General features: G+C 38.4%; 15 protein-coding genes. 8 read left to right on the forward strand and 7 right to left on the reverse strand.

The window, feature by feature from the left end; genetic code table 11:
• Positions 1-137: 137 nt before the first annotated feature.
• The 4 genes from BW142_RS04155 (at position 138) to BW142_RS04170 (ending at position 6,989) form a co-directional block, all read left to right on the forward strand.
• Positions 138-1,154, forward strand: coding sequence for an efflux RND transporter periplasmic adaptor subunit (locus tag BW142_RS04155; RefSeq protein WP_076923980.1), 1,017 nt, complete (start codon positions 138-140; stop codon positions 1,152-1,154).
• A 2-nt stretch (positions 1,155-1,156) separates the two neighbouring features.
• Positions 1,157-4,237: an efflux RND transporter permease subunit gene (locus tag BW142_RS04160; protein ID WP_076923981.1), complete on the forward strand. Its 3,081-nt coding sequence runs from the start codon at positions 1,157-1,159 to the stop codon at positions 4,235-4,237.
• Positions 4,238-4,379: 142 nt separating this feature from the next.
• Positions 4,380-6,275 carry a DUF294 nucleotidyltransferase-like domain-containing protein gene (locus BW142_RS04165; protein ID WP_076923982.1) on the forward strand — a complete coding sequence of 632 codons (1,896 nt, stop codon included), beginning with the start codon at positions 4,380-4,382 and terminating at the stop codon, positions 6,273-6,275.
• A 3-nt stretch (positions 6,276-6,278) separates the two neighbouring features.
• Positions 6,279-6,989, forward strand: coding sequence for a 3'-5' exonuclease (locus BW142_RS04170; RefSeq protein WP_076923983.1), 711 nt, complete (start codon positions 6,279-6,281; stop codon positions 6,987-6,989).
• A gap of 239 nt (positions 6,990-7,228) precedes the next feature.
• On the opposite strand, the gene BW142_RS04175 is transcribed toward BW142_RS04170, so the two are convergent.
• Positions 7,229-8,809, reverse strand: coding sequence for a BCCT family transporter (locus BW142_RS04175; protein WP_076923984.1), 1,581 nt, complete (start codon positions 8,807-8,809; stop codon positions 7,229-7,231).
• An 897-nt stretch (positions 8,810-9,706) separates the two neighbouring features.
• Between BW142_RS04175 and egtB the strand changes: the two genes are divergently transcribed.
• Positions 9,707-10,978, forward strand: coding sequence for an ergothioneine biosynthesis protein EgtB (gene egtB, locus BW142_RS04180; RefSeq protein WP_076923985.1), 1,272 nt, complete (start codon positions 9,707-9,709; stop codon positions 10,976-10,978).
• Positions 10,975-11,949 (forward strand): L-histidine N(alpha)-methyltransferase, encoded by a 975-nt coding sequence (gene egtD, locus BW142_RS04185; RefSeq protein WP_076923986.1) that lies wholly within the window; start codon positions 10,975-10,977, stop codon positions 11,947-11,949. The genes egtB and egtD overlap by 4 nt, the downstream gene beginning before the upstream one ends.
• A gap of 279 nt (positions 11,950-12,228) precedes the next feature.
• Here the strand turns inward: egtD and BW142_RS04190 are convergent, their stop codons facing one another.
• The 5 genes from BW142_RS04190 to pxpB all read right to left on the reverse strand — a co-directional run bounded on the left by BW142_RS04190 (position 12,229) and on the right by pxpB (position 17,282).
• A complete protein-coding gene (locus tag BW142_RS04190; protein WP_076923987.1) occupies positions 12,229-13,092 on the reverse strand; it encodes a PhzF family phenazine biosynthesis protein in 864 nt (287 codons plus the stop codon).
• Positions 13,076-14,749, reverse strand: a complete 1,674-nt coding sequence (gene asnB, locus BW142_RS04195; protein WP_024598933.1) for an asparagine synthase B — start codon at positions 14,747-14,749, stop codon at positions 13,076-13,078. The genes BW142_RS04190 and asnB overlap by 17 nt, the downstream gene beginning before the upstream one ends.
• 153 nt (positions 14,750-14,902) lie before the next feature.
• Positions 14,903-15,571 (reverse strand): pyroglutamyl-peptidase I, encoded by a 669-nt coding sequence (gene pcp / locus BW142_RS04200; protein WP_083707548.1) that lies wholly within the window; start codon positions 15,569-15,571, stop codon positions 14,903-14,905.
• Positions 15,572-15,694: 123 nt separating this feature from the next.
• The gene (locus tag BW142_RS04205) at positions 15,695-16,624 is read right to left on the reverse strand and encodes a biotin-dependent carboxyltransferase family protein (RefSeq protein ID WP_076923988.1); all 930 of its coding nucleotides are present in this window, start codon (positions 16,622-16,624) and stop codon (positions 15,695-15,697) included.
• Entirely contained in the window at positions 16,617-17,282 is a 666-nt protein-coding gene (pxpB, locus tag BW142_RS04210; protein ID WP_076923989.1) for a 5-oxoprolinase subunit PxpB, read from the reverse strand. Before pxpB ends, BW142_RS04205 begins: the two co-directional genes overlap by 8 nt.
• Before the next feature lie 256 nt (positions 17,283-17,538).
• Here pxpB and msrA point away from each other — a divergent pair, with 256 nt between their 5' ends.
• Both msrA and BW142_RS04220 read left to right on the forward strand, forming a co-directional pair.
• Complete coding sequence (msrA, locus tag BW142_RS04215; RefSeq protein WP_076923990.1) at positions 17,539-18,828, forward strand: peptide-methionine (S)-S-oxide reductase MsrA; 1,290 nt, start codon at positions 17,539-17,541, stop codon at positions 18,826-18,828.
• 131 nt (positions 18,829-18,959) lie between these two features.
• A complete protein-coding gene (locus BW142_RS04220; protein ID WP_024598938.1) occupies positions 18,960-19,736 on the forward strand; it encodes a hypothetical protein in 777 nt (258 codons plus the stop codon).
• Between the two features lie 739 nt (positions 19,737-20,475).
• Here BW142_RS04220 and BW142_RS04225 read toward each other — a convergent pair.
• Positions 20,476-21,357, reverse strand: a complete 882-nt coding sequence (locus BW142_RS04225; protein ID WP_076923991.1) for a LysR family transcriptional regulator — start codon at positions 21,355-21,357, stop codon at positions 20,476-20,478.
• Between the last annotated feature and the right edge of the window lie 156 nt (positions 21,358-21,513).

Here is a 21,513-nt window from a genome sequence, read left to right on the forward strand (position 1 = left end):
TAGTTTTACCTAAATTGGTATCACCTACGTAAACTCATCCTATTGTTTTGCTAATTTATCGTTCTAACCTATTTATTGATCAAACAGCTGTTAGACTTCGTACGGTAATGAAAATAATAATTAGTTAGGGTGTAACTTTGAAATCTCGAATTTTATTAATCAGTACATTAAGTGCTTTACTATTTGTAACTTTACCAGCATTAAGCGCTAATGTTGTGGTACAAAAAATAACATTAGAGCGTGCTAAGCAACAAGTACAAGCAGTTGGTAATACAGAGGCAATTCATTCAGTTATGTTATACCCAGCTGTGGGTGATAAGGTGACCGCTGTATACTTTAAACCTGGCGATAAAGTAAAAAAAGGCGATATGTTACTCGAGCTCGACTCTCGCAGGCAAAAAGCCGCGCTTGATGAGGCTAAAATTAAACTTGCCGATACGCAAAGAATATTAGAGCGATTACAGCAAAGCCAGGCTAAAGGAGCTGTGCCTAAAAGTGACGTAGACGACGCTAAAACAGTTGTTGAACTTGCAAAAGTTACTTTAACTCAAGCACAAACAGAGCTTGAAGATAGAAAAGTTATTGCACCTTTAAATGGTATTATGGGGCTAACAGATGTTGAGGTTGGCGATAGAATTTCTGAGCTTACTGAAATAGCGAGTATTGATGACACGAGTGACTTGTATATAAATTTTAATGCGCCAGAATCAGCCATATTTATGCTACGCAATAAAAGTAATATAACAGTATTTCCTTGGCAGTCAGAAAGCCCAATTAACGCCCAAATTGCTTATTTAGATTCTCGAATAAATCCTCAAACTCGTACTCTTCGTGTTAAAGCAAAACTTAACAATGCGAATGAGCAGTTTTTGCCGGGTATGAGCTTTAGAGTTCATATTGAAGTATTAGGTGATAATTACGCTGCAATACCAGAAGCTGCGTTACTGTGGGGAGCAACGGGTCCTTACGTATGGACAAGTGTTGATAATAAAGCCACACGCGTTGATGTAAAAATAGAGCAACGCCTTGCAGGTCGATTACTAGTATCGGGCCCATTAAAAGAGGGTGATATTTTAGTTATTGAGGGCGTCCAACGCCTACGAGCTAAGCAAGAACTAAGCTTTAACGCAATTGATTCAGATTCGCAGGAGTAGGTATGAAACAACAACCTATGATGCAAGATTTACCATCAATGGCTATTCGTCGCCCTGTGCTTATAGTTGTACTCAACTTACTAATTATTATTGCCGGGATTGCAGCTATTGCAGGGATTGAGGTCAGGGAACTCCCCGATGTAGATAGGCCGCGTATTACTGTTTCTGCACCATTTCCGGGTGGCTCACCAGAAACTGTAGACACTGAAGTAACCAGTAAACTAGAAGGCGCAGTAGCACGCGTAAGCGGTGTTAAATCAATACGAGCGCAAAGTGAAGAAGGAAATTCACGAATTGTCGTAGAGTTTAGGCCCGGAATTAATTTAGACGATGCAGCAAACGAAACGCGCGAATCGGTGGCACGTGTTCAACGAGATCTCCCCGAAGAAGTCGAGCGAGTATCCATTATTAAAGCCGATAACGATGCAGAAGCCGTTGTATCGTTAACCGTCTCTAGTGATAGTCTATCGCTTGAAGCACTTACTGAACGTGTTGATGTTGATTTAGCCCCGCAGTTTTTAACCATTCCAGGTGTTGCGGATGTACGCTTAAATGGTGATAGGGAACGAGTATTAAGAGTACGAATTGATCCTCTTAAACTAAGCAGCTTCAATTTAACGATTCCAGATGTTGCACAAGTACTTAGCCAAGCTCCGTTTGACGTGCCAGCAGGAAGTTTAAAATCAAACGATCAACAAATTATCGTACGGGCTGATGCTACATCAATAACACCAGAGCAAGTGGGCGACATCATAATTCAAGGTGATACCCGCATTAGCGATATTGCAGCTGTTTACTTTGGTCCCGCTGATCCACGTTCTATGGTAAGACTCAACGGTAAACCTGTTATAGGCATGGAGATAATTCGTCAAGCCCAATCAAATACGATAGAAATATCTGATGAAGTGTTAAAGCTCATCAACAGCATGCAAACGCGTTTTCCTGAAATGGAATTTACCCTTACGTCTGATGATGCACAGTTTATTAGAAGCTCAGTTGATGAAGTTATTTACTCTTTATTACTTACCGTGTTGTTAGTAGTTGTAACGCTTTGGGTTTTTATCGGCTCTTGGCGTGCCACACTTGTACCTGCTTTTGCAATCCCCGTAGCGTTAATTGGCTCATTAGCACTGATTTGGGCACTTGGTTTTTCAATTAACATTTTAACTTTACTAGCCCTTGTACTTGCCACCGGTTTAATTGTAGATGATGCCATTGTAGTTAGTGAAAATATTCAGCGACAACGAGGATTAGGTTTAGGCAGACGTGCAGCTGCGGTAATAGGAACACGAGAAGTGTTTTTTGCGGTAATAGCAACAACTGCAGTACTTGCAGCTGTATTTATACCTATTGCATTTTTACCTTCAACCGCTGGGCGGCTGTTTAGAGAGTTTGGAGGTGTACTTGCAGGCGCCGTTATTATTTCAAGCTTTGTAGCTTTATCATTAGTACCAGCGCTAACTTCAAAGCTAAAACTAAAACAGGGTGGCTTTCATCCATTTGCTAAAGTAGGTCATTGGCTTGGTGGTATTTATACAAAATCAATTCACAAAGTGCTAGACCATGCGTGGGTTACATTTATAGCCTGTGTATTGGTAGCGGCTGGCTCAGGCGCTTTATATACAAGTTTAGATAGCGAATTACTACCAACAGAAGATCGTGGAAAAATACGTATATTTGCACGAGGTCCTGACGGTGTAGGGTTAAACTTTATGGATAGACAAGCTATAAAAATGGAAGATATTTTATTACCTTTTATTGATAGCGGCGAAATAGAATCAATTTATACGGTAGTTGGCCAATGGGATCCAAATATAGTATTTATAACTGTGCCATTAAAGCATTGGGATGAAAGAAATTTTACTCAACAAGAAATAATCAATAAAATTCGTCAGCCCTTGGGTGATATTCCCGGTGCACCAGCATTTCCAGGCGGTGCAAATAGTTTAAATTTACGTGGTCAAGGTGGCGGTGTTGAAATAGCCTTACTAGGTCAAGATTATCTACAAATATTTAAAGCTGCGCAGCAGTTTTCAGCGGCACTTGAAAAAGCAGTACCTGAAGTTGCCCCTGTTCGTATTTCCTATCAGCCATCGCAACCACAGCTTAGAGTTAATATAGACAGACGGCGTGCACAAGAGCTTGGTGTAGCGCTGAGCGACATAGCAATTACACTGAGAGCGGCTATTAACGGAGATGATGTTGAAGATTTAAACATAGGCGATCAATCCGTTCCTATAATGTTGCAAGCTCAAAATCAAACCATAAACGATCCGAGTGATTTAGCTAATTTATATATTAGAGCTGGCAATAACAGCTTAGTGCCATTAAGTAGTGTTGCTTATATCTCTGAAGAAGGTGTAGCAGCTGAACTTGAGCGACATGCACAGCGCCGCTCTATTGAACTCAGTATGGAACTGCCCGAAGGATTAACTATCGCCTCTTTAGTAGATCAAATTAAGCAGGTGTCTGAGCAATCATTAGCGCCTGGTATTGCACTTGCGTTTAAAGGTGAAGCACTGACCTATGAGGAAACATCTAACGAAGTGCTTGTAACCTACGTATTGGCTTTTTTAATTGTATTTTTAGTTCTTGCTGCCCAGTTCGAAAATGTAAATAGTGCTGTCGTGGTTATGATAACCGTACCATTTGGTATTACATCTGCAATTTTAGCGCTTTATTTAACGGGGACATCGTTAAATATATACTCTCAAATCGGCTTAGTTATGCTGATTGGCTTAATCGCTAAAAACGCTATATTACTGGTTGAATTTGCCGACCAATTACGCGACCAAGGTTTATCTGTTAGAAAAGCTGTTGAGCAAGCTGCACTAGTACGTTTAAGACCCATTACAATGACTCTTATATCGACCTTGTTAGGTGCGTTACCATTAATTATGTCTACCGGTGCGGGCGCTGAAGCACGAAATGCAATTGGTTGGGTGGTGTTTGGTGGCCTAGCGCTCGCCGTATTATTTACCCTTTACCTTACACCTGTTATTTACTTAGGTTTAGCTCGCTTTACGACCCCTCGAGGCGATGAATCTAAAGAGCTCGAACAAGAGCTAGAAAAGCTAAATTAAAGTGTAATTAAAGCTAGACTCACTACTCTTTTAGCTTAAAACAGTAGTGGGTCTTAGTTATATCTTGATTGGCTATATTTGTTTGTTAAGATAGCCACCTAAGCATATACATGCCTTACTGTGTGGTCACAAGGAATCCCCTATGCAAGCCGAACAAGTTGAAATCGCACAATTTTTAGCACAACATCCTCCTTTTGATGACTTACCTCAAAAAGCGCTTAATGAGCTAGCTCAACAAGTTGAAGTTGCTTACTTTAGAGCAAAAACAGATATTTTGAGTTTTGGACAAGATATATCTGACTTGTATGTAATTAGAAGTGGTTCTGTAGAAATGTATCGCCGTAATGGCGAGCTTTATAACCGTTTGGCTACAGCAGGTATATTTGGTCAAATGGGTTTATTGATGAACCGTAAGGTACGTTTTCCTGCAACAGCTCTTGAAGATACATTAGTATACTGCATAAATGTTGAGCTATTTAATCGTTACTGTGATGAGTTTGATGCGTTTGCTGATTACTTTGAAACAGATGGTAACGTGCGTTTACATCAAGCTATTGTTGAACAAGCTGATGGCAATGACCTTACAACTGCGAAAGTGAAATCATTAATCCACCGAGATGTAGTAACCGTAGATGCAACCTCTACAATACAAGATATCGCTAAATTAATGACCGAAGAGGCGGTTTCATCAGTTTTGGTAACAGACGTAAATAAGCCTATAAACGATGATCCTGAGGAAGATGATGGACAAGTCGTTGGCATAATAACCGATAGGGATTTACGCTCAAAAGTAGTGGCTAAAGGCCTTGCCTTTAACACACAAGCAAAAGATATTATGTCAACTAACTTAGTGCTCTTAGACGCTAATGACTATATTTTTGAAGCTGTACTTGCCATGCTTAGAGATAATTTACATCACTTGCCTGTAGTACAAAAAAAGCGCCCTATAGGGGTTATCTCTCTTTCTGACATTTTACGTTATGAATCGCAAAGTAGCTTATTGCTTGTGCGCGGTATACTTGCTCAACAAACAATTGAGGATTTGGCACATTATGCGCGCCAGTTGCCCAACGTATTTGTTCGTATGGTCAACGAAGATGCAAACTCTCACATGGTTGGCACCGCCATGGCCGTTATCGGTCGTACATTTAAACAAAGATTGCTTGTATTAGCTGAAGAAAAGTTTGGTCCACCTCCCGTTCCTTATTGTTTTATTGCCTTGGGCTCAATGGCTCGAGATGAGCAACTTATTGTAACGGATCAAGATAACGCGCTAATTTTAGATGATAGTTATGACGACGAAAAACATAACGAATATTTTCAAAATATCTCAGACTTTGTTTGTGATGGTTTAGCACAATGTGGCTATACGTATTGTGATGGAGAAATAATGGCGTCGTTTAAAAAGTGGCGTAAAACTCGCTCAGAATGGTTTGATCAATTTGCAGATTGGATAGCTCAGCCAAAACCACAAGCTTTACTTAATAGCTCTATATTTTTTGATTTAGACGGAGTATGGGGTAAAACCAAGTGGGCTAATGAACTTAAAATATTTATAGCAAAACAAAGTAAAGCGAATCGTATATTTTTGGCTAACATGGCAGCAAATGCGAGAAATAGAACACCGCCACTTGGTTTTTTTAAAGGCTTTGTTATGGAACATAATGGGCAACATAAGCGCTCAATGAACTTAAAACGACGAGGTACTGCACCACTTTCGGATGTTATACGCGTGCATGCGTTAGCCATTGGTTCGCGTAAACAAAATTCGTTTGAGCGTTTAGAAGATATTATTGAAGCAAAACTTTTACCGCAGGGTAAAGCGCAAGATTTACGTGATGCACTAGAGTATATAGCCATGATGCGAATTCGTCATCAAGCGTGGCAAATAGAGAAGGGCGAAGAGCCAGATAATAACTTAGATCCACATTTACTGTCTCCCTTTGAACAGCGAAACTTAAAGGAAGCATTTGCTATTTTAGAAAAAGCGCAAAGCTATTTAAAATTTAGCTACACAGCAAACTCTGGTGTGAAGTAGCCTATGAATCCGCGTAATTATAAAGCAGTTGATTGGCAAGCTAGATATAACGAGCTTGCCAACAGCACCGAAAATAAACTCTTAAAACATTTTTATGCTGGTGCTTATAATCAAGACAAAGCCGCAGTAAAAGATGTGCCCTTTGTAGCAATGGACTTTGAAACCACTGGTTTAAATAGCCAAAACGACGATATAGTGAGTGTCGGATTAGTGCCGTTTAGTTTAAAGCGTATCTATTGTAAACACAGCAGGCATTGGGTTGTACAACCTAGACGTAACCTGCATGAAGAGTCTATTTTAATCCATGGGATAACCCATTCTGAGGTAGATGACGCCCCTGACTTTAATCAAATCATTGAACCTTTACTTGAAGCGCTAAGTGGTAAAGTTGTCGTGGTGCATTACGCTGCTATAGAACGCCATTTTTTAAATAATGCGTTACTACTACGGCTTAAAGAAGGTATTGAGTTTGCACTTGTTGATACAATGGAAATAGAAAAAAGAGCACTAAAAGCAAGGCAAGGTTTATTAGGTCGAGTATTTAATACAAAACTTGGCTCGCTCAGATTAACAGATTGTCGTGCGCGTTATTCTCTACCTGCGTATCAAAACCATAATGCGTTAACAGATGCACTTGCTACAGCTGAGCTTTTACAAGCGCAACTGAGTCATCATTACCGTGTAGATACTCCAATCTCAGAATTATGGGGGTAATACTAATACGTAATAATGCTTTAATCATATTGAAGGTTAAACCTGACGTTAGCTACGTTAAAATTTATCATTTAGAGCAACTAAATAACGAATTTTTGCCTTACTATTGAGACGTTTTTTCTACCACAAAACAGATCACTTTATTAAGCGAATTGATATAACCTTAAATAGTTAAACAAAAAAGCGCCGCAATTATTGCGGCGCTTTCGTTACTAATTAAAGTATTACTACTTAAGGTATTACTTAACTGGGCGAGGCTCAGTTCGTAAACCTAAAACTAAGCTTAAACACATAAACAACAATACAATAGTGAATGGCAAGCCTGTAGAAACGGCACCTGCCTGTAGTGCTTCAATTGCTTGCGTGCCACCAATCCAAAGTAGAGCTGCTGCAATAGCGCCTTCTACCGATGCCCAAAATATACGTTGTGGAACTGGTGCATCAATTTTACCGCCAGCAGTAATTGAATCAATTACTAGTGAACCAGAGTCAGATGATGTAATAAAAAACACGAGCACTAATACAATCGCAATAAACGATAAAATATTAGATAGAGGTAATTCATCAAGCATCTGGAACATAGCTAAAGGTACTTCAGTTAAGCCGTTAGTACCTAGTGCACCAACACCGTTAACTACTTGATCAATCGCAATACCGCCGTAAATCGACATCCATAAAACAGTAACTAGCGTAGGGATAAGTAATACCGCAATTAAGAATTCACGAATTGTGCGACCACGTGATACACGCGCGATAAACATACCTACAAACGGTGACCAGGAAATCCACCAAGCCCAGTAAAACACAGTCCAACCATGCATCCATGTTTCATCTTCGCGGCCATGTGGGTTACTCAATGGAATTATATTTTCAACATAACCCATAATAGTTGTTGGTACGTTACCCATTGCTACAGCAAAGCCAACTAGGCAAACAAACAATAGCAATGAGAAAGCAATTAGCATGTTTACATTACTGAGTAGTTTTACACCACCGTCAATACCACGAACTACAGAAACAATCGCTAAAAGTGTTACACCCACAATAACCAAAATTTGAGAGCCAATTCCGCCCTCAAGACCAAATACATGGTTAATACCTGCAGAAGCTTGCTGCGCACCTAAACCTAAAGACGTTGCAAGGCCAAATAATGTAGCAAGTACAGCTAAGATATCAATGATATGACCAGGCCAACCCCACGCTTTGTCGCCTAATATAGGATAAAAAATAGAACGAATTGAAAGAGGTAAACCTTTGTTGTACGTAAAAAATGCAAGAGATAAACCAACAACAGCGTAAATAGCCCAAGGATGAAGACCCCAATGGAACATAGTCGCGCCCATTGCTAATTTTGCAGCCTCTGGTGTATTAGCGGCTACGTTAAGTGGTGTTTCGTACCAACCAGTAAAGTAAGCAACCGGTTCAGCAACGCCCCAAAACATAAGGCCGATACCCATACCTGCAGCAAATAACATAGCAAGCCATGAAATTCGAGAGTGAGAAGGTTTAGCATCATCACCACCAAGGCGAATATTCCCGTAAGGAGAAACAATAAGTGCTAAACAAAAGAGTACAAAGAAGTTGGCAGCCCACATAAATAGGGCATCAAAATTATTAATAATATCGGTCTTGATACTATCAAGCGCTGTTTTTGCAGTTTGTGGGTCGGTAACAAGTATGGCGATTAAAAAAATGACAATCAGGCCCGCACTAGTTCCAAAAACAGGGTTGTGTATATCAAACCCCCACTTTTGTACGTTGTCCTGACCTACGGTGTAGTCCGTATTGTCAATACTATATTTGTCATGATTTTCCTTCATGCAATACCTCTTTAGTTGTCCTAACAAGCCAAAATAAATTCGGCGTCATATCGAATTACATTAGCCTTTAAATATTAAGTAAAAAGTAATACCGTAATTATTTGAAGACTAACTAATTTGAAGAGTGATCATACAGCTAGTAGTGTATGAGTTAAATATTAAATGTAAATGAATTTGTATTTAAAACGCTGTTTATATAGCCAAATTAATGATTCTTCTATTTAAAAGCTAAAAAATTCTAAATTCAGTGAACGTTAAAAATTAGTTTGCTATTAAAAGTATTAATTTACTTAGTTAAGTAAAAAAAGATCACTTTTAAGTAACTTATTTAATGCTTAAATACTAGGGATTATTGACCTTTTAGGATTGAAATTCGTTCAATTTGGGAACGATTTAATCGCTTTTAGGTTTCTAACCTAGTGGGTTCGGTAACTGCTTCTGCGTTATTGTGCATGCTTAGATGCACCTAAGAAAAATTAAAAAACAAGCAGCAAAGAGCAAATTCCCCTTTAGGGTTATTATAAATTTATAAGCCGATAAGCATCTTTAATCAAGTTGTAATATGAATATGATTTAACACAACATTAGGGCATGTTGAATTTTGGCGATTGAATTTACAGTAGTATGTTTGGTTTTTAGGCAAGGCAGAGCCTATGTAGTGTGGTCTCATTCCCCATAAATAGGCGATAACGCAGCATAAATACCAAACATACACTGCCCTTTGGGTTCTTTCTAGGGACGATTAACTCTTTGTTACTCGGTTTTTACTTAGCCCACTAGGTTACAAACCTCGTGCCGCGATTTAATCGCCCCTAGATTGAACAAATTTCAATCCAAAAAGCTCAGCATGCCCTAAGCTATATTTTATAAATAGATAGGCAAAGGATTAATACTATTATGCGTGAATGCGTTACAAAAAATACCAACCAAAACGAACTTGTTAAACGCTTTTGCAGCGTTAGAGGCGAAAGCCTAGCTATTATAGAACCTCTCACTGTAGAGGATTGCCAATTACAAGCTATGGCAGATGCCAGTCCAAGCAAATGGCATTTAGCACACACAACATGGTTTTTTGAAACGTTTTTACTTAGTGTTTATTGTAAGCAGTACATTGTGTTTAACTCTCACTATAGAATGCTTTTTAATTCCTACTACAATGGGATTGGAGAGCAATTTAAACGAGCCAACCGAGGTAGTTTATCTAGGCCTAGTTTAGATGGAGTTCTAGCTTACAGAAAGCATGTTGATAGCTGTGTAATTGAATTGCTTAATACTGAAGTTAATCCACAAATTAAAGATATTATTGATCTTGGTTTAAACCACGAGCAACAGCACCAAGAGCTAATGCTAATGGACATCAAATATAACTTTTCAGTAAACCCATTATTTCCACAATATCAAACATCATTTTTAAATAGCCAAAACAAATCAGCAGATATTAAGCCCCTTAACTTTATCAATTTTGAACAAGCCATTATTAATATTGGCACAAATGCCGACGATGAATTTGCATACGATAACGAGTGTCCCAAACACCAAGTATTAATTCATCCATTCAGCTTTGCTAGCAGGTTGGTCACTAATGGTGAATATTTAGACTTTATAAATGCCGGTGGGTATAGCAATCCACAGTACTGGTTAAGCGACGGCTGGGCAAATATACAAAATAATAGTTTAACGCAACCTTTGTATTGGCATTGCATAAATAACGAGTGGTTTGAGTTTACACACTATGGATTGCAGCCTCTTAATTTAAGTGCACCAATCTGCCATGTTAGTTATTTTGAGGCCAGCGCCTATGCTAATTTTGTAAAGGCTCGCTTGCCTACAGAGTTTGAGTGGGAATATGCAGCTAAAAATACAGCTTCAACAGAGATTAATAATAACGACCTAACACCTCAGCAAGCAAAGACTGATACTGAAATAAACCAGTTAACTGATGCGTGTTGGCAATGGACGAACAGTGCATATTTACCATACCCTGGTTTTAAGCCTATTGAAGGAGTAGCAGGGGAGTACAATGGTAAGTTTATGAATAACCAAATGGTGCTACGTGGCGGGTGTGTGTTTACCCCTCAAAACCATTTACGACAAACATATCGTAATTTTTATTACCCGCATCAAGCGTGGATGTGCAGCGGGATAAGACTAGCTAAGGATATAGTATGAGCCAAGTAACAGCGATTAAGCAAAGTAACATAACCGACACTGAATTTCTAAACGACGTGATAAGCGGATTAACTCAACAACAAAAAACGCTTCCGTGTAAATATTTTTATGATGATAAAGGTGCTGCATTATTTGAGCAAATAACAACATTACAAGAGTATTACGTAACACGAACTGAGCTTTCTATATTAGAGCAACATTCGCAGTCGATTGCTCAAATGCTACCTGAAAACCTCTCTATTATAGAGCCTGGCTGTGGCTCGGGTAAAAAGGTTGCCTATTTATTAGCGCATATGGCAAACGTAAAAACCTTTGTACCGTTTGAAATCTCTGAAGAGATGCTCAGTTATTCACTTGCTCATTTGTCACCGTTATTTCCAGATTTGGCAATTTCGCCATTATTAGGAGACTTTACACATAGTCAAATGGTTAAACAGCTAACCAAAGATACCGCTTTAGATAGTCAAACAAATCTGGTGTACTTTCCGGGGTCTACTCTTGGTAATTTTGCACCTGTAAAAGCAATTGAAATTATGAATAATTTTCATCGCTTATGTGGTGTAAATGGCTATGTGCTAATTGGCATTGATTTAGTAAAAGAGCGCCAAGTGTTACTTGATGCATATAACGATAAATTAGGAATAACCGCCGCGTTTAATAAAAACTTACTAGAACGTATTAATAACGAGTTAAATGGCACATTTAACTTAGACAATTTTAGCCACGAGTCACGCTTTAACGAGCAACATAGCCGTATCGAAATGCATTTAGTAAGTAATTGTACTCAAAGCGTGATTATAAATGATCAGCAAATAGACTTTATAGAAGGTGAAAGCATTCATACGGAAAACTCTCACAAGTACACGCTTGAGTCGTTTAAGCAGCTTGCAGCGCAGGCTAATTTAAAGTTAGAGCAAACATGGCAAGACGATAGTAACTATTTTGCCTTGTGCTTATTAAGACCGCTTTAAACGTTACTTAAGTTTAGGGCGTGTTGATCTTTGATAGTTGAATTTGCAGCAATATGTTTGGTTTTTAGGCAAGGCAGAGCCTATGAAGTGTGGTTATTCCACATAAATAGGCGATAACGCAGCATAAATGCCAAACATGTGCTGCCCTTCGGGTTCTGCCTAGGGGCGATAAACTCTTTGTTGCTCGATTTTTACTTAGCCCACTAGGTTACAAACCTCGCGCCGCGATTTAATCGCCCCTAGATTGAACAAATTTCAATTCGCAAAGATCAACACGCCCTAGTAAATGACAACTTGGGCATTGTTAAACTCATAGTTTAGCAATGCGCCATTATTTGATTGCTGTATAAGCGCGGCTTTATTTAAACCATGCAGTCTAAATAGAAGAGGGGCAATAACAGATACCGCAGAGCCCGTTGCACTGTCCTCATTTACGCCAAACTGGGGGGCAAAATATCTAAAACGCGCTATGGCATTTTTCTTGTCTTTATTTTTTATACTAAGGGTAATTACTGCATTTTTGTGGAGTTTACTCAAAGCTTTAAAATCAACGTGTAAGCTTTTTAAATCGTCTCTTTCAACTTCTTTATTAAATTCTTCATTAAATAGCACGACGGTATAACCGTTTTTATCACCGGTACTGTAGGCTGTTTTTATTGCTGAGGAAAACACACTTTTTAACTCACCCGCAGCTAATTCGCTTTTTTTAGGCTCTATACTTTTTAGTAACAACTGGGCGCGTTGTTTTTTTACTCTTATAGCAAAACGCTCATTACTCATTGAAGTAAATACTTTAGGGCAATAACCTAAATAACCTATTAAAAAATTAGCGGCCGCTAAAGTGCCATGTCCGCAGCGTTTAATTTCACTTGTTTGGTTAAACCAGCGAATATTGCAATGGCGTTTAGTTATCTCATTTTGATTTAAAAATACGGTAGCAGGGTGAATTGATTGTGATGCAATATATTGCATTGTTTTTGATGTTAACCCATTTTTATAAATAACAATTAAAGCGCTTGAGCCTTTTAAGTTATTTGCAGGGCTATAAAAAACAGATTCGGTGGAAGTGAATTCTATAAAGCGAAGCGCAAGCCATTTAGGCTTACGCTTCGCCGAACAAAGAGTATTAACCTTTGCTTGCATATGCGTCGTTATGAACGCCCGCAGCACGACCTGATGGATCGGCATTGTTTTGAAACGATGCGTCCCATGCCAGTGCTTCAGGAGTCGAACACGCTACCGACTTACCATGTGGTACACATTTAGCGGATGCATCACCAGGGAAATGTTCTTCAAAAATTGCACGATAGTAATATGCTTCTTTTGAGTCTGGTGTATTAATAGGGTATTTAAATTTCGCATTTGCAAGCTCTTGATCGCTTACTTGCTCATTTACAAACTCTTTTAACGTATCAATCCAGCTGTAGCCTACACCGTCTGAAAACTGCTCTTTTTGACGCCATAAAACTTCATCAGGTAAGTAACCTTCAAAGCCTTCACGTAAAATATGTTTTTCAATTTTGCCATCTTTACACATTTTAGCTTCAGGGTTGATACGCATAGCTACATCAACAAATTCTTTATCAAGGAACGGTACACGTGCTTCTACGCCCCATGCCGCCATTGATTTATTAGCACGTAAGCAGTCAAACATATGCAGTTTTGATACTTTACGGTTTAGCTCTTCATGAAACTCTTGTGCGTTAGGGGCTTTATGGAAGTATAAGTAGCCACCAAATAGCTCATCAGCACCTTCGCCAGATAACACCATTTTAATGCCCATCGCTTTAATTTGGCGAGCCATTAAGTACATAGGTGTAGAAGCACGAATAGTTGTTACATCGTACGTTTCAATGTGGTAAATCACTTCACGCAGTGCATCAATACCTTCTTGAATGGTAAAAATAATAGGGTGGTGAATAGTCCCAATCATGTCAGCTACTTTTTGTGCAGCCGCTAAATCAGGTGAGCCTTCAAGGCCAACTGAAAAAGAATGAAGTTTAGGCCACCATGCATCGCTTTCGTCGTTATCTTCAATACGTTTGGCAGCAAAGCGCTGGGTAATAGCAGAGATAACTGATGAGTCTAAACCACCAGAAAGTAATACGCCGTAAGGCACGTCACACATTAGCTGGCGTTTAACGGCCGCTTCTAATGCATCTTTAACGTCTTGGGCTTCTGCGCTATTATCTTTAACTGCATCAAATGTTTCCCAATCACGTTTGTAATAAGGCGTCATTTTACCATCTTTGCTGTACAGGTAATGCCCTGGAGGAAATTCTTCAATGTGCTTACAAATTGGAGAAAGTGCTTTTAGCTCAGAAGCAACGTAAAAGTTACCGTGCTCGTCGTGACCAGTGTAAAGCGGGATAATACCAATATGATCACGGCCAATTAAGTAAGCGTCATTTTCTTCGTCGTATAAACAAAATGCAAAAATGCCATTTAGGTCATCTAAAAAGTCAGGCCCTTTTTGTTTATAAAGCGCTAAAATAACTTCACAATCTGATTGAGTTTGAAAAGTAAAATCAACGTCTAGCTCTGCTGCAAGTTCTTTATGATTATAAATCTCGCCATTAACCGCTAAAATATTTGTTTTTTCAGGATTGTATAAAGGCTGTGCACCGCTTGATACACCAACAATAGCTAAACGCTCATGCACTAAAATAGCTTTTTCAGATGCGTATACACCAGACCAATCTGGGCCACGGTGTCTAAGCAGTTTTGACATTTCAATTGCTTGGGTACGCAATTGAGTGGGATCAGATTTAATATCTAATACCCCAAAAATTGAACACATAGTAACTCCTCATTCCTATTATGTGTGCAGCAAAGCCAATTTGCTGTGCTGCGAAACCTTGTTTTATCAGAAAAAATTACTCAAGTCACATAGCTTTTACAATTAATTAAGAATAATTTATGCACCAAGTTATATGTAACCGCACCAAATTGGTTAATGAGTGGTACCTGCTGCCATATTTACGTCGTTATTATTGTTCAAAGCTTGCGCAACCATAACTTTTAGCGCGTTAATAACAGTGTCTTCACTCATGCTTGGTGCGCCATTGTGGTGCACAGCTTGGCTTGGTAAATAAGGAATATGCACAAAGCCACCTTTCATTACAGCGCAGTGATCATTTATGTAATGCATAAGGCCATACATAACGTGATTACACACATACGTACCTGCCGTATTCGAAATGGCAGCAGGTATATTGCTGTTGTGCAATGCTTGTAACATGCGCTTTATTGGTAGGTTTGTGAAATAGGCATCAGGGCCATTTTTTTCTATTGGTGTATCGATAGGCTGCTTGCCTGCATTGTCTTTAATGCGTGCATCGTCAACGTTTATTGCAATACGCTCAATTGAAATTTCACTGCGTCCACCGGCTTGACCTATACACAAAACAACCGCTGGATTGTGCGACTCAATGGCGTTTATAAGCTGATTGATAGACGTATTAAATTCACAGGCAAGTTCTAGTGTGCATATTTTGTGTTTCATGATGATAGTTTCATCAAGTTTTTGCACTGCTTGCCAAGAAGGATTTATAGCTTCACCACCAAAAGGAGCAAAACCGGTTATTAATACACACGGCATAGTAGAAGTTGATTTAGTCATTAAACACCAAGCTATACATTAAAATAATAATAACGGCGAGTAAGTTAGCTGCCGTCGGAATTTGAACCTTTATTACATGTTACCTATTTTTTAAATCTAGGGCGTGTTGATTCTAGAATGTTTTTATAGGTTATTTTTAAGTGCAAGGCTCAATTGATGTAGATGCCCGTCAAGTTTCTGCTTCGCTTTTGCAGCTTCTTCAAACGTTACATATTTAAACTCAATATTATCTAAAGGTCTAAATTGCGCAAATTGATGTAAGTCGGCTTCAATAACAGTCCCTAAAAGCGGATAGCCTCCTGTGGTTTGGCCATCATTAAGTAGCACAATAGGCTCACCATTTGGTGGTAGTTGAATACTCCCAGGACTCACTCCTAGTGATGGCAAAGAGTGCGAATGCATCAAGCTATTCTTACTATGCTCAAGCCTTACGCCCATTCGGTTGCTGTTACTACTAATTTTAAATGCGGTAGATACAAAGTTGCTTAGTAAAGGTTCGCCTAACAAGTTGGCATGGGGGCTTGGGTGTAATCGTATAAGTTTACGCTTAGGAGGTGCAATTGCACCTACTTTTATAAACTTTCCATAATAAGGAGTAATAGGTATTTCATCACCAGTGGTGAGAGTTCTACCTTCAATACCACCAAAACACGCATTTAAATCTGTAGATTTAGAGCCCATAATTTCAGTACTTCGTATACCGTGTTTCACCGCCAAATAAGCTCTCAAGCCTGCTCTGCCAGTAGCAAAGCTCAGTACTTGTTTGTTTTTTACTGCGTATGTCCAACCAGGGTGAATTGCTTGTCCGTCAAGGGTTGCTTGCAAATCGGCACCATGAAGCGCAATTACTGTGTCGCAGCTAAATTCCAGCTCGCACAAACCAACGGTTATTTCTAAAACGGCATCATTGTCGTTATTGTTAAGTAATCTGTTAGCAATTATTTGCGCATACCGGTCTAAGCTGCCCGCTTTGCTTACACCCAAATGGCGGTAGCCTTCACGGCCAAAATCTTGAATTGTAAGTAATACACCACTTTTAAGTACTTTAATCATGAGTTGCCCCTTTATTAACTAGCGGAACAAATTCAAGCGTATCACCTGGTTGAATTAAGCAAGGTTGTTCAGAGGTCGAATCAAACAAAGCTGTATCTGTATGGCCTATTATGTGCCAACCACCTGGGGTATCAGCGGGGTAAATTCCGGTTTGAGAAGCACCTATCGCAACAGAACCTTTAGGGACTCTAGTACGTGGTTCATCACGCCTTGGTGTATGTAATTGCCCCTCTAAGCCGTGTAGGTAAGCAAAGCCGGGCTGAAAGCCTAAAAATAATACGTGGTACTTGGCTTTACTATGAATATTAATAACATCATCAGTGCTTAAATTATGATAGTGAGCTACGTAATTAATATCCTCACCCTTGTAGGTGGTTTTTATTAAGTGATGCTTCCCTTTAAAAGTACTACTTTTAATATCACTCCAAAGTGTAGGTAGCACTTGTAACCATTTATTTAAGTGTTTATCTGATTTTAAATAAAGAGTGAGCGAGTTCATGGCCGGCACCAAATCGGTAAATTCATCAGTGCTTTTACAGTGGCTGGTTAAAGCCCAAATTTTCTTTTGAATAGAGAGTCTATCTGTAGCGTCTAAATGCGATGCATCAAGCAGTAAACTACTGTTTGTTAATGCATAAATATGGGGAGCTGGCTTCATTAAATAAACCTATTTGTACAATATAATTTAAACGTAACACAGTTTCATTAATTTATTTACACGATTGCGACTAAGTAGTTATGTTTAGTGTTTATTTTCCCAGCTTACTTTAAGAGTATTTTTATATTCAATTAATCGTATTTAACTTATTGAGGACCAAAACTTATTACACTTCGTACTAAATAAGTAATTAGGTTGAAATGAAAATTAAGATAAGGAGGTCTTAATTAGCACGCACTTGTTTAAGAGGTACTTTATGAAACACCAGCATTTATTATATTTATCTGGCGCTGCTATTATATTTAGCGCAGGCAGCTTTGCTTTATCTATGGAAAAGGTAGAGCATAGTAATGTAGAAGCCACCATGCATGTAGAAACCATCGTACTTGGTTCTGGTTGTTTTTGGGGAGCCGAAAAACGCTACGAAGCGCTTAATGGCGTTATTGATGCTGAGTCGGGTTATGCAGACGGCCATGGGTTTAAAGCAACGTACAGAAATATCACCGATCAGTCTCGTCGTTTTGACGAGAATAATTATGCTGAGGTTGTACAGGTTATGTATAACAGCAATATAATTTCAGCAGAAGAGCTATTAAAAAGTTATTTTGAAAGCCACGATCCAACTCAAAAAGATCGCCAAGGCAACGACATAGGTACGCAATATCGCTCAATTGTATTAACGACTACTGATGCACAAGCTAAAGTAGCTGAGCAAGTTAAATCGCAATATCAGCAGCTTTTAACTGATGCGAGCTACGGAAAAATCGAAACGGTTATTAAACCGCTTGAAGGTTTTGTATCGGCAGAAGAATATCATCAAAATTATCTAGAAAAGAACCCTAATGGCTATTGCCCCGATCACTCTACAGGCGTAGTTTTTAATAAAACACCCGTAGAAAAAGCTGACAACAGTGATCTACTCGCAGGTAAGCAAATAGTAGTCTTAGATTCACGAGAATACTGTCCGTACTGTGAAAAATTTAAAAAAGCAGTCGCAAATGATTATAAAGGCACCATACCTATGACATTTCGACATGCTGACCAACTTGATGATTTAACCATTAAGTCAGCCACATGGGCAACGCCGACTATTTTGTTCTTAGAAAACGGAGTAGAGGTATATGGCCGTCAAGGGTACGCAACGCCTGAAGAGTTTTATAAAGCATTAGGTGCATTCAAATTAGGTAACAGTGATGCTTATAAAGTTGCGTTCGATGCACGAACAGATAGGCCCTATTGCAAAGAATACAAAGAGTTTAAAAATACACCCGATGGCACATTTGTTGATAAATTAAGTGGAGAGCCTCTATTTGATACAAGCGATAGGTTTAACTCAGGTACTGGTTGGTTGTCATTTACTCATCCAGTAAAAAACAACGTAACACAGCATGACGATAGCAGCTGGGGCATGACACGTATTGAGCTTCGCTCTAAAAGTACAGGTATACACTTAGGGCATTTATTTCCAGGTGAAGGCCCAAGAGGGCGTGATCGCTACTGTATTAATGCAACCGTTCTTGATTTTGTACCAAGAGATAAAAGCTAAATAGCTAAATAAAAAGCCTGGTTTAAAGCCAGGCTTTTTGCATAAAACAAAATAGTTTTATCATAATCCCCGTAAATTTGTTAAAGTTTGATTGGCTTAAATCCGGCAGCAATATATTCTTTAGGTTATTAATGAATCTATTATCAAAAATAGCTAAGCAGTCAATTTATCTACCTTTTATTTTTCTGTTCTTAATGACCAACGCTAAATCAGCCACTCATTATGTAGTGGGTGTTGAAAATATAGAATACCTTCCGTACTTTGACGGTAGTGGGGCTGATAACAGTGACTATTATGGCTTTAGTCAAAAATTACTTACCTTGTTTGCTCAACAGCACGATTTCAAATTTGAGTTCTACACATTACCAATTAATCGCCTCTATAAAGAATTTATTGACCACCATCATGTTGATTTTAAATACCCAGATAATCCTCAATGGAAACCAAGTTATAAAGCTTCCTTTGGTGATTTAAATGAAATTATTTATTCGCAGCCAACCGTTGTGACTAAAACGGGTATTGCGAGTTTAAATAAAAATATCACTATTGATGAATGCGTTAGTTTTGCAACGGTGAGAGGGTTTACGCCTCAAAGCTTTAAACCATTAATGAACAACGAAAACGTTGAGTTAATTGAAACCGCTAATGTAAGGGAATTGATAGAGTTGCTTTTAAAAGAGCGAGTAGAGTGCGTTTACATATCTAACGATGTATTAAATTATAATATCGTTAAATACTTTAAATTAACCCGACCCGTTTATTTTCAAAACGAACTACCGGTAGATTTACAAGCCTTTTTATTATCGTCGATTGACTACCCTGACGTGATTAAGAAATTTGATACATTCTTGCTTTCACATAAAGTGCAAATACAGGAACTGAAAAAAGAATATCAAATAAAAAATTAACTAAAAAAGCCCCGTAAGTTATAACTTACGGGGCTTTTTAAAAGGTATTAACCTGTATATAACTATATTATGTATGTGCTTAATAATAAAAACAGTTCAAGCTAAGTCACCACCTAACTTGAACTGCTTTTCACACTGACAACATCTTCACACACAATATAAAGATTCTGTTTGCTACACTTTGGTAGCTTTGTATTACATATCGTGTGGTTTGAGCCAAGAATAAAAACAGTTCAAGCTAAGTCACCACCTAACTTGAACCATTTTTCACACTGACAACATCTTCACACACAATATAAAGATTCTGTTTGCTACACTTTGGTAGCTTTGTATTACATATCATGTGGTTTGAGCCAAGAATAAAAACAGTTCAAGCTAAGTCACCACCTAACTTGAACCGCTTTTCACACTGACAACATCTTCACACACAATATAAAGATTTTTTACTGCTACTTATGAGTTACTAAAACTCAAAAGGTTGCATTTGTTACTCTTAAAAACAATTTAATATAAGTTGTTTTGAGTTGATGGAGTAACTTTAATATTTAACTTTATTTTCGACAAACGATAAAAACGAAACCAATGAGTGAAAAAAATTAAACTATAGACTTTAGTCTAATGCGTGGTGTTAAGTTTATGTATTTAAATAAAAATATTATTCAAAAATTTAAATTAGATTTAAGCGAACCATTAATACAACCCGTAATTAGGTGTATTAATAAACCCGCTTAACAAAGGATTATTCTTGGATTTTTCTAAATGTGCTTACAACCCACTTTGCAAATAAATCAAGCGGGTGATTAGGGGTACTTGATTCGTGCTGCACTAAATAGTATTTATCTTTAGTGGTTAAAGGCTGTTCAAATAATTTATAAAGCCATTGCTCATCTAACCAACTTTGGCTAATTGGCAGTGGAATAAGTGCAATCCCCATACCTTGCTGCGCTGCACGGGCTACACCAAACATGCTATCTATTTGAATAATCTGCGAGGGAGAAAAGTCATCAATACCCGCTTTTTCAGCCCATTGGTGCCATGCCCAAGGACGAGCTTTGTGGAGGATCAGCGGAACTTGGTTAAGCGCTTGACGATGATCGTCCCTCCACTGATCAAGTAATTTCTTATTACATGCAGGAATATATTCAAGGTTAAACAACTCTGTCGCTAATCCTTCAGTAGGTTTACCAGAGGACAATACAATAGATAAATCGCTATGACGCGTTAACTCTTTGCGTGTTTTAAGCGTGTCCATTTGCAGGTTTATATTAGGGTGCTCTGACGTCCACTCACTTAATTTAGGCATGAGTAGTTCGCTGGCAAAAAATTCAGGTAGCGTAATCGTCAAATTTGTATTTTGCTGCATCTGACTAAACTCATTAATAGTGCTCTCTAACATTGTGATGATAGGAGACACCGCATCAAAAAAGTTTTTACCCGCTGTGGTTAAGCTAATTGAACGCGTTTTACGTTGAAAAAGCTCAATACCAAGTTGTTCTTCAAGTTGTTTTATTTGATGGCTTACCGCAGACGGCGTTAAGTACAGCTCATTAGCTGCATGCTTAAAACTTAGGCTTCTTGCGGCAAAGCAAAAAGAGCGAAGGCCACGAATAGGAGTTTGCATGTTTTCCAGAATTATTTAATTTATTGAGACGCCTTACTTAGGCAAAATTTGAACCAACTATTTAATGTATAAATATCAGTAGGTTAAAAATAAATTCAACGCTAGTTCACAAAAAAGGTGCAGACTATCCACAAAATAGTGCAAAGAATCTAAGCG

Origin of the sequence: Pseudoalteromonas sp. EB27, assembly GCF_001974875.1 — a bacterium.
Lineage (GTDB): Bacteria > Pseudomonadota > Gammaproteobacteria > Enterobacterales > Alteromonadaceae > Pseudoalteromonas.